At 63.0% G+C, this 13,558-nt stretch carries 13 protein-coding genes and 1 tRNA gene; 7 read left to right on the forward strand and 7 right to left on the reverse strand.

The window, feature by feature from the left end; genetic code table 11:
• Positions 1-728: 728 nt before the first annotated feature.
• Together NA3_RS35865 and NA3_RS36785 are read left to right on the forward strand one after the other, a co-directional pair.
• The gene (locus NA3_RS35865) at positions 729-2,102 is read left to right on the forward strand and encodes an AAA family ATPase (protein WP_084491404.1); all 1,374 of its coding nucleotides are present in this window, start codon (positions 729-731) and stop codon (positions 2,100-2,102) included.
• The gene (locus NA3_RS36785; protein WP_128145139.1) at positions 2,099-2,953 is read left to right on the forward strand and encodes a hypothetical protein; all 855 of its coding nucleotides are present in this window, start codon (positions 2,099-2,101) and stop codon (positions 2,951-2,953) included. Before NA3_RS35865 ends, NA3_RS36785 begins: the two co-directional genes overlap by 4 nt.
• Positions 2,954-3,094: 141 nt before the next feature.
• Here the strand turns inward: NA3_RS36785 and NA3_RS39255 are convergent, their stop codons facing one another.
• The 7 genes from NA3_RS39255 to NA3_RS09215 form a co-directional block, all read right to left on the reverse strand.
• Positions 3,095-3,376, reverse strand: coding sequence for an HNH endonuclease (locus NA3_RS39255; protein WP_084491405.1), 282 nt, complete (start codon positions 3,374-3,376; stop codon positions 3,095-3,097).
• A gap of 10 nt (positions 3,377-3,386) precedes the next feature.
• Positions 3,387-3,608: a hypothetical protein gene (locus NA3_RS09195; RefSeq protein ID WP_218021796.1), complete on the reverse strand. Its 222-nt coding sequence runs from the start codon at positions 3,606-3,608 to the stop codon at positions 3,387-3,389.
• Positions 3,609-3,929: 321 nt separating this feature from the next.
• Positions 3,930-4,085, reverse strand: a complete 156-nt coding sequence (locus tag NA3_RS39570) for a ScoMcrA-related endonuclease (protein ID WP_501193618.1) — start codon at positions 4,083-4,085, stop codon at positions 3,930-3,932.
• A 193-nt stretch (positions 4,086-4,278) separates the two neighbouring features.
• A tRNA-Val gene (locus NA3_RS09200) sits at positions 4,279-4,350 on the reverse strand.
• Between the two features lie 74 nt (positions 4,351-4,424).
• Positions 4,425-4,889, reverse strand: coding sequence for a peroxiredoxin (locus NA3_RS09205; protein WP_062963152.1), 465 nt, complete (start codon positions 4,887-4,889; stop codon positions 4,425-4,427).
• 79 nt (positions 4,890-4,968) lie between these two features.
• Positions 4,969-5,391: a DUF3052 domain-containing protein gene (locus NA3_RS09210; RefSeq protein ID WP_030518770.1), complete on the reverse strand. Its 423-nt coding sequence runs from the start codon at positions 5,389-5,391 to the stop codon at positions 4,969-4,971.
• Positions 5,392-5,568: 177 nt separating this feature from the next.
• Entirely contained in the window at positions 5,569-6,126 is a 558-nt protein-coding gene (locus NA3_RS09215) for an Rv2240c family protein (protein WP_062963153.1), read from the reverse strand.
• Positions 6,127-6,364: 238 nt separating this feature from the next.
• Between NA3_RS09215 and aceE the strand changes: the two genes are divergently transcribed.
• The 5 genes from aceE to NA3_RS09240 all read left to right on the forward strand — a co-directional run bounded on the left by aceE (position 6,365) and on the right by NA3_RS09240 (position 13,430).
• Positions 6,365-9,289 (forward strand): pyruvate dehydrogenase (acetyl-transferring), homodimeric type, encoded by a 2,925-nt coding sequence (gene aceE, locus NA3_RS09220; RefSeq protein WP_062963154.1) that lies wholly within the window; start codon positions 6,365-6,367, stop codon positions 9,287-9,289.
• A 141-nt stretch (positions 9,290-9,430) separates the two neighbouring features.
• Complete coding sequence (locus NA3_RS09225) at positions 9,431-10,696, forward strand: PucR family transcriptional regulator (protein WP_084461048.1); 1,266 nt, start codon at positions 9,431-9,433, stop codon at positions 10,694-10,696.
• A gap of 128 nt (positions 10,697-10,824) precedes the next feature.
• The gene (locus NA3_RS09230) at positions 10,825-11,739 is read left to right on the forward strand and encodes an ACP S-malonyltransferase (RefSeq protein WP_062963156.1); all 915 of its coding nucleotides are present in this window, start codon (positions 10,825-10,827) and stop codon (positions 11,737-11,739) included.
• A 130-nt stretch (positions 11,740-11,869) separates the two neighbouring features.
• Positions 11,870-12,169 carry a meromycolate extension acyl carrier protein AcpM gene (gene acpM, locus NA3_RS09235; RefSeq protein ID WP_030518485.1) on the forward strand — a complete coding sequence of 100 codons (300 nt, stop codon included), beginning with the start codon at positions 11,870-11,872 and terminating at the stop codon, positions 12,167-12,169.
• A gap of 10 nt (positions 12,170-12,179) precedes the next feature.
• Positions 12,180-13,430 carry a KasA/KasB family beta-ketoacyl-ACP synthase gene (locus NA3_RS09240; protein ID WP_062963157.1) on the forward strand — a complete coding sequence of 417 codons (1,251 nt, stop codon included), beginning with the start codon at positions 12,180-12,182 and terminating at the stop codon, positions 13,428-13,430.
• The last annotated feature ends 128 nt before the right edge of the window (positions 13,431-13,558 follow it).

The raw sequence follows: 13,558 nt of genomic DNA on the forward strand, positions 1-13,558 counted from the left end.
GCGACCTCTCCCCCGACGCCTCCACCGCGCTCAGCTCCTACACCAACAGCGCGCTCTACCACAACTTCTTCCGCCTCCTTGGACACACGTCGCTGTGGCACGAACTGCCCGACGCCGACCCCTCCATTCCTCAGCCAATGGGAGAACCTCCCGGATATCCTCGGATGAAGCGGGCGCCCCACACTTTGACGTGGGACAAATCGCAAACCTCCTGACCTGCATAAACAAGGTGAGCGCAGACGGTTCGAACCCCCGACCGCTGGTGTGTAAGACCAGAAACCACTCCCCGCGGAAGTCATGTCGTCCATGTGCAGATTCGCAACACGAATCCCTGCACTACATGCCTGCTTCATGCACCGAGGAGGGGACACAGCGGAACACGAAACCACACATAGACAACGTACCTGCCCCACGACGAGCGCAAGCTGCCCCACGCCGACCCCTGTCGAGAAAACCGTTCTGGTGGTCGCATACGTGATGCAGGGGCAGCCATCCGGAAGGCCGCCAGCAATCGCCCAACTGCTCTGCGCGTGTCTGGCGTCATACGCACATCGACCCCCAAAAAATCTCAAAGGGCCGTTACGGCGCGCTTTCAAATCGCGAACCTACCAGCCGGTATGATCCGATAAGAAGGCTTACCGGCCCACGTCCGCCCCGAAACTGCGCCTCCCACGATCAATGCCTGCAACTTGCAGCTTTCATCGGCGCCTTACTGGCATGATATGTGAGTGACAACCACAGAGCCGCTGACACTCGTAAGCGCACACGTCGAGAGGGTGCTTGGCGAATACGATCACCATCTAGATTTTCCGAAGGACAAAGAATTCGTCATAATCTATGGCCCGAATGGCGTCGGCAAGACGAAGTTCTTGGAAATTCTTCATGCCGCATCTCAGATTAGCGGACGCGACTTGGCGATGCTGCCATTTTCAAAAGCAACGCTCCGATATTCTAACGGGTCGATCATGACTATCTCAAATGAGTACTTTCATCCAGGATATAGCGAGATAGGGCAGTCGCCTCAACTCCTTAGATTCAGGCTCGAATCCGGCGGGAAGGTACTCGGGACATATACCTACGAGGGAGACAGATCGGAGGAATGGCTGACATCGCATACGACATGGCGACCAGTTGGTCGCAACTTTTGGGAGGATCAGTCAGATGGTGAGGTAACGACTTTAGATGACTTGGAAAGGCGCTACCCCGATCTTCGGCAGAATCGTCCACGCCAGTCGAAGATTCCGGATGCAATTATGGCGTTCAAGTCCACCATCCCGAGCTTCCTGATTGAGACGCAACGTCTGAGAATAGAGTCATTAACTACCGATCGAGAGCGGCGTGCCTTTGAATTCGACCTAATCCGAGGGGAGCGCAGAAAAAGGCGGCCTTCATCTAAGATCGCACAACAAGCGGAAAAAATGCGCAGCCTTATCAATGACGCGCAGACCGAGCATTCAAAGATAACCCAGCAACTAGATAGAACATTTCCGAACCGCGTACTCGAAGCTTCCGAAAACTCACGCGTCGAAGACGCGGAAGTGCGCCGCAGATACAACGACCAAAACAGCTTCCGCAGCCGCTTAGCACCCGTTGCTTCAGTATCCCTCGAAGATGCGCTTTCACTCCCCGATAGACAGCTGCTGGACTGGGAACTGCAACTCCTTAGTCTTTATCTCGTTGATACAGACAAAAAGCTTGCACCATTCGAAACGCTACTCCAGAAGATCGAGCTATTAGAGAGTATAGTCAACTCTCGTCTACTTAACAAACGAATTCAAGTAACAGCAAGTGAAGGCCTCAAAGTCGTGCACGAGACAAGCGGGGACCGCATAAATCTGGACGCATTGTCGTCCGGCGAGCAACACGAGATAATCCTCATGTTCGATCTCCTTTTCAATGTTCCACGAGGAGCCCTAGTCTTAATCGACGAACCAGAAATATCGCTACACGTCGTTTGGCAACTTGCATTTATTCCGGACGTTCGACGTATCGCAGAGGTGGCTGGATTCCGTTTCGTTGTAGCGACACACTCTCCGCAGATCATAAATGACATGTGGGAGCAGGCCGTGCGCCTTGGGCCTTCGGAGGCGGCGTTTTCGTGAAAGAAGCATTAAATGGGAACACTCTGTTCAATTTGATAGCCATGGTTCGTCAGGAAATTAGATTGCCAATACTTGTCGTTGAGGGCGATGATGACTATTTCGTCCTCGAGAAGCACAAGAGCGACGACTTGTATCTAATAACAGGAGGGGGCGGGCGTCCAATGGTATTGGCCGCGGCTGCACTTGCGCAGCGTCACTCGCTACCTGCGGTCAAATTCTTAGCGGACGCCGACTTCGATAGATTCGTTAATCCGGCACATGCACATCCCGAAAATGTAGTCTTATCCCACCATCACGATTTTTTCATGGATTTAATCTTCGCGCAGCCTCACATCATAGACTGGGTTATACAAACACACTACAGGAGTGCGCTACGTCGAAACGGAAACACAGCTCAACCGCCGGAGCTGAGAAAGATGGCCGTCCTATTAGCGGCGCGGCTCGCAGCTCTCCGAATAGTGAATGAACGCAAGGGTCTAGGGCTGAATCTCAAAGAATTCCCATTCGGCAAATTTCGTTCACTTGAGCCCACTGTCGATGCGATTGCACGGATCGCCATCGAAAGATCGGATACCGCACTATCTGTAGACGAACTTGTGTTAGAGATAGAGGAGGAGTCAGCTCACAAGTCTGCGGAGATTAATTTCCTCGTCGGTGACCATGACTTTTTCCGCGCCCTTGCGCGCGTACTCGACCAGTACAAAATTAAAGTTTCGGACACCACTCTATGCAGCAGTTTCATATCCGCTTTAAATTGCGGATTGATAATGACCGCTAAGTGGTACGAAACTATCACACACTGGTGCTCAACCTATGGATATACCGCCTTCAGGTGCCCCTGCCTGAATTAGTTCCGCAAACGCTAGTGTGCCCTGCGCTTGCGAATCCTCGCTGTCTAGCTGACCGGAAGGGCAGGCGCCGGTTGCGCGGGCGTGGTCGCAAACGCAAGCAGGAAGCTTGCTGCCGTGGGTCGGACTGGTCACGAACCGAACTCAGGCCAGCGATAGCATCGCCCGCCAAGCGAGTGGCAAGCTTCCTGTGCCAGGATGGCACGAGTCCAGGCTTCTGGCACCTATGCCCGAGGGGCAAGTCAACCATCTTGCCAGCCGATGGATCATCTGACGGCAGTTGGCGCACAACAGCACAAGATCGACCAGCGTTGTCTCGATCCGGCCGGTAGTGTGCAGCGGTACAGCATGATGCACGTGAATGTAGCCGTTACCCACGCCCGGATAGGCTAATTCAAAGTCGAATCCGCACGCTTCGCAGCTGATACATCCGCGCTCACTCCGCGACTAAGCAAATCTGGCTGCGGCGCAATTGGGGATCGCGGTCGTATACAACTGCCATCCGTCGAATAGCCTTGCCCTCGACTGCGGAAGCGAGTTCGCCCGCGAACATCGTCTCAGCATCCGGGATATCCGCCGACTCCTCGTCACCGATTTCATACCCCAGCGACAATCCAAATTCTCCGTTTGCGCGGAGCTCGACAGCGAGCGCATGCATCCTTTCCGGGTCCTCGGCAAACACAGCAGCGATACGTTCCGACAGCTTTCCGCCAAGCGTGGCTGCCCCGCGATAATCCGGATGCGACGTCCCCAGACCTCGATCCTGCGATGAACTCTGTTGCTACTCCGGTACTCGGGGATGCTCGATGCATAAGATCACTGGGGGAGCGCACCAGCTGAGATAACTCAGCCACACGTGGATCTGACTCACATACCGGTCGCCAGCGGTTCTGGTAGAGAAGATCGCCCGCCAAAACCTGTCCCTCGGTCTTCCAGTCCATCTTGCCTGTGACCCCGAACCCGAATTGCTGCAGCCGGCTCATGACGCCCACGCCGCCAGTGAAGTCCTTAAAACGCTTCTCGTCGCCGGTCGCGAACCCGTACGCCACGCCACGATCGCTTTTGAGTCGTACGCCCGGCTGTTGTGAAGCAGGACGTACTCGCGGGCCGAGTCAAAGCTATACGTTCGCAGCAACCCCCGCCGTAACCGCGATTCTGCTGTTCATCTGGTCACCGAGCACTGCGCTGGCGGTGGTGTCCTACGCGAGCCTCGCTGACAGCCAATGGGAGAACGTCCGGAACATCCTCGGTTGAACCGGGCGCTCCACGAATGCCCCACGCTTTCGCCGTGGGGCACATTGCAAGCCTTCCGACCTGCACAAACGAAGTGGGCGCAGAGGGGTTCGAACCCCCGACCGCTGGTGTGTAAAACCAGTGCTCTACCACTGAGCTATACGCCCGGACTTCACCGGCCGGGCGGCGGTGAAGATGGTGTGCTGCGCGGGGCCGGGATTCCGGGACCGTGCGCGGCGGTTCATGAATCTAGTGCAGTGAGCGCTTTCTCCCAAGCCGCCTGGTCACGGGGCTCGCCGGGGCCGTTCATTTCGGCGAAACGGATTATTCCGTCCTTGTCCACGACGAAGGTGCCGCGGTTGGGGAAGCCGGTTTTGTCGTTGAAGACACCGTAGGCCTGAGTGACGGCGCCGTGCGGCCAGAAATCCGACAGCAGCGGGAACGTGTAGCCCTGCTCGGCCGCCCAGATCTTGTGGGTGGGCGGGGGTCCGACGGAGATGGCGAGGATCTCGGCGTTGTCGTTCTGGAACTTCGGCAGTTCGTCGCGCACCTTGCACAGCTCACCCTGGCAGATGCCGGTAAACGCCAGCGGGTAGAAGACGATCAGGACATTCTTGTGGCCCCGATAATCGGCGAGGCTCACATCCTGGTTGTTCTGATCCTTCAGCGTGAATTCCGGTGCGGCCGTACCTACTTCGAGCGGCATGCGCAGTCCTCCTGTCTTCGACGGCGGGCTGTTCCGGTACTCGGCGGCCGCCCGTGCGAAACAATAGTCACGCGGTGGATCAGCGCTGCTTCGAGGGCGTCTTGGGCTGCATCAGCTTGGTGCCGGTCCAGGTGCCGAGGCTGACCGGTGTGGTCGACGTCAACCCCGCAGTGGGGGCGGATTCGGCGATCTCGCTGGGATCGACATGCCCGGGCTGGCCGGTCTTGGGGGTGAGCACCCACACGACACCGTCCTCGGCGAGCGGACCGATGGCATCCATCAGTTCGTCGACCAGGTCCCCGTCTCCGTCGCGCCACCACAGCAGTACGACGTCGATCACCTCGTCGGTGTCCTCGTCGAGTAGCTCGGAGCCGATCGCGTCCTCGACAGACGCCCTCAACTCGTCTGCGGTGTCCTCGTCCCAGCCCAACTCCTGAACCGCCATGCCGTGGGCAATGCCAAGCTTCTGAGCGTAGTTCTGCGCGTCCGCCGCGGCGACCACGGTGGTGTCCTCCTCAACTCCCGACAACAGATAGTTGCAAGCGAACATGGTTATCGGCCGCAACGCAAGCCGATCCGCCCAAATAACCTCCGAAATGTCGCGGACCCATGCCCCGGGGCGAAGCGTGCAGAGGCGGTTCGCAACGCCCTGAGCGGCCCCGGGACATCCGTTTCCCGGTTATCGCGCCGGGCATGCGGTACGCACCGCGTTCAGCGCGTCGTTGACTCGCTTACTGGCGTCGTTGAGCATGCCGACCGGTGCGGTATAGGTCATCTTGCGGGATTCGCCGGCCAGGCCGCGGGCGGCGTTGACATATTCGGTGAGCTTCTGCGCCAGATCCGGGGGTAGCGCGTCGCCGGTCACGGTGACCCGCCCCTCCACGGTCCGCGCGGCGTCCTCGAGGGTCTGGGCGGCGGCATCGCGCTTGGCGTCCTGGTCGGGAGCGTTCGCGTCGTGCGCGTCGACGAAGTCGTTGTACTTCGTCACCGCGGCGCCGGTGGTCTCACGGAACGGCGTGCAGTTGTCGGCGACGGCTTTCGACTGTGCGGCAGCCTTTTTCGACGAGGTGGCCGCGGCCGAGGACGACGCCATCTCGCTCCGGAACGCGGCCGCGTCCGCCTGGTTCACCGTCGCGGTACCGTGGACAGCGGTAGAGCATCCTGCCACCACCAGTCCGGTGCCGACCGCCAAGGTCGCGCACATCAGTCCGAACCCGCGTGGGTTCAGCAGTTTCATCGTCCTCCCCGCTTCTCGAGCAGTCGAAAGAGTGTCCTGTGGCGAGCTTCGCTGCAGCGAGCGTCACAGCCTAGCGAACGGTACTGGATTTACGGCTGACATGATGACCTGGGACGCATCATCGACAAGGATGTGAGGTGCGCCCCAAACCGTGAGCGACGGACGGCCCGCACACCAGCGGTGCTGCCCGGGGTTAGAGCCATCAGCTTGTCCACCCCCTGTACGAGGAGCATTGATTTTGACCGACCTGATGCACCCGATTTCGTCAAGTTCTGCATCCGACCCCGAGCCGACGAGCAGCGATGGTTCCGCCGACCACCAGTCGGCGCCCGCCCGCCCGGCCGGTGCGCGTGTGCGTGTGATCCGCGAGGGGGTGGCGTCATACCTACCGGACATCGACCCGGAGGAGACGAGCGAGTGGCTCGACTCCTTCGACGAGATGCTCGAGCGCGAGGGCCCCGGCCGCGCACGCTATCTGATGCTGCGCCTGCTGGAGCGCGCCGGTGAACGTCACGTCACCATTCCGTCGTTGACCTCCACCGATTACGTCAACACCATCCCCACCGAGAACGAGCCCTGGTTCCCCGGCGACGAGGAGGTCGAGCGCCGCTACCGCGCCTGGATCCGCTGGAACGCCGCGGTCATGGTGCACCGCGCGCAGCGGCCGGGAATCGGTGTGGGCGGCCACATTTCGACCTACGCGTCGTCCGCGGCGCTGTACGAGGTCGGCTTCAACCACTTCTTCCGCGGTAAGAATCATCCCGGCGGCGGCGACCAGATCTTCATCCAGGGCCACGCCTCCCCCGGCGTCTACGCCCGCGCCTTCCTCGAGGGCCGCCTGACCGAGGATCAGCTCGACGGCTTCCGCCAGGAATACAGCCACGGCGGTCCGGGCCACGGCCTGTCGTCGTATCCGCACCCGCGGCTGATGCCCGACTTCTGGGAATTCCCCACGGTCTCCATGGGGTTGGGCCCGATGAACGCCATCTACCAGGCGCGCTTCAACCACTACCTGCACGATCGCGGGATCAAGGACACCTCCGATCAGCACGTGTGGGCCTTCCTCGGCGACGGCGAGATGGACGAACCCGAATCGCGCGGTCTGCTGCAGGTCGCGGCGTTGGAGGGGCTGGACAACCTGACCTTCGTCATCAACTGCAACCTGCAGCGACTCGACGGCCCGGTCCGCGGTAACGGCAAGATCATCCAGGAACTGGAATCGTTCTTCCGCGGCGCGGGGTGGAATGTCATCAAGGTGATCTGGGGCCGCGAGTGGGACGCGCTGCTGGGCGCCGACCGCGACGGCGCACTGGTCAACCTGATGAATTCGACGCCCGACGGCGACTACCAGACCTACAAGGCCAACGACGGCGCCTACGTCCGCGAGCACTTCTTCGGCCGGGATCCGCGCACCAAGGAACTGGTGAAGGGCCTGACCGATCAGCAGATCTGGAACCTCAAGCGCGGTGGACACGACTACCGCAAGATCTACGCGGCCTACGCCGCGGCGCTGGCGCATCAGGGCAAGCCGACGGTGATCCTGGCCAAGACCATCAAGGGTTACGGCCTGGGCAAGCACTTCGAGGCGCGCAACGCGACGCATCAGATGAAGAAGATGACGCTCGACGATCTGAAGGCGTTCCGCGACGTGCAGCGCATTCCGATCACCGACGCCCAGCTCGAGGCCGATCCGTATCTGCCCCCGTACTACCACCCGGGCATGGATTCGCACGAGATCGGCTACATGCTGGACCGGCGCCGCGCCCTGGGTGGCTTCCTGCCCGAACGGCGTTCGGCGGCAAAGCCTTTGCAGCTTCCCGGTGACGCGCCCTACGCCTCGGTGCGCAAGGGTTCGGGCAAGCAGAACGTGGCGACCACCATGGCGTTCGTTCGGCTGATGAAGGAACTGTTGCGCGACAAGGAGATCGGCAAGCGCATCGTGCCGATCATCCCGGACGAGGCCCGCACCTTCGGTATGGACTCGTGGTTCCCGTCGTTGAAGATCTACAACCGCAACGGGCAGTTGTACACCTCCGTCGACGCGGAACTGATGCTGGCCTACAAAGAGAGCCAAGTGGGCCAGATTCTGCACGAGGGCATCAACGAGGCCGGATCGACCGCATCGTTCACCGCGGCCGGCACGTCGTACGCCACCCACGGCGAGCCGATGATCCCGCTCTACATCTTCTATTCGATGTTCGGGTTCCAGCGCACCGGCGACGGACTGTGGGCGGCCGCCGACCAGCTGGCCCGCGGATTCGTGCTCGGCGCGACCGCCGGGCGCACCACGCTGACCGGTGAGGGATTGCAGCACAACGACGGCCATTCGCTGTTGCTGGCCTCGACCAATCCCGCGGTGGTCTCCTACGATCCGGCGTTCGCCTTCGAGATCGCCCACATCGTGCGCGACGGCCTGCGCCGGATGTACGGGGGCGGGCGGCCGCAGCTCGGACCGGGCGGAACGCTGGCCTCGGAGGTGCCCGGAACCCATCCGGTGATGAAGGACGACGTCTTCGGCGGCGAGAACGTCTTCTACTACATCACCCTGTACAACGAGCCGTATCAGCAGCCGGCCGAGCCGGACGACCTCGACGTCGAGGGCCTGCTGAAGGGCATCTACCTGTACCGCCGAGGCGGTGAGGGCGATGTGCGCGCCCAGATTCTGGTCGCCGGCGTGACGGTGCCCGACGGCCTGCGCGCACAGGAGCTGCTGGCCGAGGACTGGGGTGTGCAGGCGGACGTGTGGTCGGTGACCTCGTGGAGCGAGCTGCGCCGGGAGGCGCTGGCCAAGGAGATCCACACGCTGCGGCATCCGGACGCCGAAACCGAGGCGCCGTACGTGACGCGGGTGCTGTCGCGGGCGCAGGGGCCGTTCGTGGCGGCCTCGGACTGGATGCGCGCGGTGCCGGACCAGATCCGCAAGTGGGTCCCCGGTGACTACACCACGCTGGGTACCGACGGATTCGGGTTCTCCGACACCCGGCAGGCGGCGCGGCGGGTGTTCAACGTCGACGCCGAATCCATCGCCCTGGCGGCGCTGGAGGCCCTGGGACGCACCGGCGGTATCGATCCGGCGGTGGTCGCGCAGGCCGCGGCCCGCTACCGCATCGACGATGTCGACGCCGCACCGAAATCGATGAGCAGCGAAGAACAGCTCGCGTGACCGTTCCGGTAGGGGCGCGAATCGCGCCCCTACCGGGGGGTTGCGGAACCGACCAGCGCGATGACGGAATATTGAACAGTGGAACGTAAACCGCCGCGGCCTCGCCGGGTTTCCGAGGGGTCGTCCGAGCACGAGGTCTATCTGCCGACCGGGGCGCTCTCCCCCAATCGGCAAACCCGCGATCCGCTGCCGGACACCCTGCTGAAACGGGTGAAGCAGTTCTCCGGGCGGCTGTCCACCGAGGCGATCGCCTCGATGGAGGACCGGCTACCGTTCTTCGGCGATCTGGATGCCGCCCAGCGCGCGGGTGTGCAGATGCTGGTGCAGACCGCAGTGGTCAACTTCCTGGAGTGGTTGCAGGATCCGGAAAGCGATATCCGCTTCAGTCTCGACGCGTTCCAGGTGATCCCGCAGGACCTCGCCCGCCGGCTGACATTGCGGCAGACCGTCGACATGGTCCGGGTCGCGATGGAGTTCTTCGAACAGTGGCTGCCGGCGCTGGCCCGCAACGACCGCCAGCTGGTGGCGCTCACCGAGGCCGTGCTGCGCTACGGCCGCGAGCTCGGTTTCGCCGCGGCGTCGGTCTACGCCTCCGCGGCCGAATCACGCGGCGCCTGGGACACCCGCCTCGAGGCGCTGGTGGTCGACGCCGTGGTGCGCGGTGACACCGGCGCCGAAATGCTCTCGCGCGCGGCCACATTGAACTGGGATGCCACCGCCGCCGCGACGGTGCTGGTCGGCACGCCGCCGAAAGACCAAGTGGCCGTGGTGAGTTCGGTGCACGTCATCGCCGCCCGGCACGGCCGCGCGGCACTGGCGGTGGTGCAGGGTTCGCGGCTGGTGATGGTGGTCAGCGGCAATCTCGGCGATACCGGCTATCCCTCGCCGTTCCTGATGGATCTACTCGCCGAAGCGTTTTCCGACGGTCCGGTGGTGATCGGGCCGACCATGCGCACGCTGTCCGCGGCGCACGTCAGCGCGGTGGAGGCGATGGCCGGAATGGAGGCCGTGGTGGGCTGGCGGGCGGCGCCGCGACCGGTGCACGCCTCCGAACTTCTGCCCGAGCGAGCCCTGCTCGGCGATCGGGCTGCGGTCGACGCTCTCAACGAGTATCTTGTGCTACCGTTGGCCGCCGCCGGGTCGGCCTTGTCGGACACCCTCGACGCCTATCTCGATTGCGGTGGAGCGGTCGAGACATGTGCCCGGCAGCTGTTCGTTCATCCAAATACGGTCCGTTATCGACTCAAGCGCATCGCCGAGGTCACGGGCCGGGATCCCATGAATCCTCGTGACGCCTACGTGCTCCGAATCGCGGCAACGGTGGGTCGTTTGACACGAACCCGTAACGAATCGTCAACACCTGCCCCAGAAGACTCGCAGGCAACTTTCTACGAAGATCGCCTGTAACGGACATCGGGGCGCTGTCGATCGCCGCGACCCACGTGCCGTTTTGTGGGGTCCACACAAAAGCGTCGCTCAAACATCATCGGCGCCGACATCTCCACGGGCCCCCCTCACGGTGTTTTGTTAGAGGCGTGATCGCGTTGTTCGCCCCTGGACAGGGCTCTCAGACACCCGGCATGCTCGCGCCATGGCTCGATCTTCCCGGCGCGCGTGACCGCCTCGAACTGTGGTCCAAGGCCTCCGGCCTGGATCTGCTCCGCCTCGGCACCACAGCCACCGCGGAGGAGATCACCGATACCGCGGTGACCCAGCCGCTGGTCGTCGCCGCCGCGCTGCTGGCTTTCGCCGAGATTCCGCACGAAGCGGTTCCGGCGGATACGATCGTCGCCGGACATTCGGTCGGCGAGCTCGCCGCCGCAGCCGTCGCCGGCGTCGTCTCCCCCGATGACGCGGTGAAACTGGCCGCGATTCGCGGTGCGGAGATGGCCAAGGCGTGTGCGCTGGTTCCGACCGGCATGTCCGCCGTGCTCGGTGGCGACGAAGCCGCCGTGCTCGACCGGCTCGCCGAACTCGACCTGGTCCCGGCCAACCGCAACGCGGTCGGTCAGATCGTGGCGGCAGGCCGGCTGGATGCGCTGGCGGAACTGGCCGCGAACCCGCCGGAAAAGGCGCGGATTCGCGCGCTGCCCGTCGCCGGGGCCTTCCACACCGCGTTCATGGCACCCGCCCAGGACGCCGTGGCCGCGGCCATCTCCCAGATGGTCCCCGGTGAGCCGACCCGTACTCTGCTGTCGAACTACGACGGCAAGCCGGTCGACTCGGGCTCCGACGCCATCGAGAAGCTGGCCGCACAGGTGACCCGGCCCGTCCGGTGGGATCTGTGCACCGAAACCGTTCGCGCGGCAGGGGTTTCCGCGGTGGCCGAGTTGCCGCCGGCCGGAACCCTGGTCGGCATCGCCAAGCGGGAGCTCAAGGGCACCCCGAATCTGGCGCTGAAGACCCCCGAGAACATCCCCGCGTTTGTCGAGCTCTCGGCAACCGGCTAGCTTTCCTCGCGGCTCGCAGTGACGCGACCGTGAGCGAGCAGGACGAAACATTCGTCCACCTCGTACCGAAGAAATAATCGGACCTCCGATTCACGTCGGACCAACGAAAGAACAAGAAGGGAGCCACCAAGTGGCCGCTCTGACCCAGGAACAGATCGTCGAAGAGCTCGGCAAGATCATCGAAGAGGTGACCGGCATCGAGCCCTCCGAGGTGACGATCGAGAAGTCTTTCGTCGATGACCTGGACATCGACTCGCTGTCGATGGTCGAGATCGCCGTGCAGACCGAGGACAAGTACGGCGTGAAGATCCCCGACGAGGATCTCGCCAGCCTCAAGACCGTGGGTGACGCCGTCTCCTACATCCAGAAGCTCGAGGCCGAGAACTCCGACGCGGCCGCCGAGCTCAAGGCCAAGTTCGACGCCCAGTAAGGCCGACACCGTGACCACTCCTTCCACTTTGAACGGGAACTTCCCGAACGTCGTCGTCACCAGCCTGGCGGCGACCACGTCGATCGCGGGTGACGTCGATGCGACGTGGAAGGGACTCCTCAACGGCGAGAGCGGCATCGACGTTCTCGAGGATTCCTTCATCGAGGAATACGACCTCCCGGTTCGCATCGGCGGCCACCTGAAGGTTTCGCCCGACACCCTGCTCAGCCGAGTCGAGATCCGCCGCATGGCCTATGTCGAGCGGCTGGCGATGGTGCTGGGGCGCGAGGTGTGGAAGAACGCCGGCAGCCCCGAGGTCGACCCCGAGCGCCTGGCCGTGTCGATCGGCACCGGTCTCGGCGGCGGCGACGCGCTCATCGACTCGGTGGACAAGCTGAAGAACGGCGGCTACCGCAAGATCTCGCCGCTGGCCGTTCAGATGGTCATGCCGAACGGGCCGTCCGCTGTCGTGGGCCTCGAACTGGGGGCCAAGGCGGGAGTGGTCACCCCGGTCTCGGCATGTTCGTCGGGATCCGAGGGCATCGCCAACGCGTGGCGGATGATCGTCATGGGCGACGCCGACATGGTCGTCACCGGCGGTGTCGAGGGCTACATCTCCGACGTGCCGATCGCCGCGTTCTCCATGATGCGCGCGATGAGCACCCGCAACGACGACCCCAAGGGCGCGTCGCGGCCGTTCGACAAGGATCGTGACGGCTTCGTCTTCGGCGAGGCCGGTGCACTGATGGTCGTCGAGACCGAAGAGCACGCCAAGGCGCGCGGGGCCACCATCCACGCTCGCCTGCTCGGTGCCGGCATCACCTCCGACGGCTTCCACCTGGTCGCCCCGGATCCCACGGGTGCCGGTGCGGCGCGCGCCATGGAGCGCGCCATGCAGACCGCCGGACTGTCGAAGTCCGACATCACACACATCAACGCGCACGCGACCGCCACCCCGATCGGGGACACCGCGGAAGCGAACGCGATCCACAAGGCCGTCGGCAAGCACGCCTCGGTCTACGCGCCCAAGTCCGCCCTGGGCCACTCGATCGGCGCTGTGGGCGCCCTCGAGTCGGTGCTCACAGTGCTCAGCATTCGCGACGGCATCGTTCCGCCCACGCTGAACCTGGAGAACCAGGACCCGGAGATCGACCTGGATGTCGTGCACGGTGAGGCCCGTCGCCAGGACATCGAGTACGCGATCAACAACTCGTTCGGTTTCGGCGGCCACAACGTGGCGCTCGCCTTCGGACGGTACTGATCCGACTCGTCGACAACGTCTGTCGACAACTTCAGCGAACCCGGTGGGGCTTTTCGGCCAAGGCAGATCCCCTCGTCGAAAAGCCCCACCGGGATTTTCATCTTCGCAGCCGCGTCAGCGACTCCACA

Source organism: Nocardia africana NBRC 100379 (genome assembly GCF_001612635.1).
Lineage (GTDB): Bacteria > Actinomycetota > Actinomycetes > Mycobacteriales > Mycobacteriaceae > Nocardia > Nocardia africana.

What these genes read in the sequence shown, in the direction of transcription:
- NA3_RS09195 (WP_218021796.1), bottom strand. Translation starts at nt 3,608, where the DNA reads ATGCATGCGCTCGCTGTCGAGCTCCGCGCAAACGGAGAATTTGGATTG.
- NA3_RS09205 (WP_062963152.1), bottom strand. Translation starts at nt 4,889, where the DNA reads ATGCCGCTCGAAGTAGGTACGGCCGCACCGGAATTCACGCTGAAGGAT.
- NA3_RS09215 (WP_062963153.1), bottom strand. Translation starts at nt 6,126, where the DNA reads ATGAAACTGCTGAACCCACGCGGGTTCGGACTGATGTGCGCGACCTTG.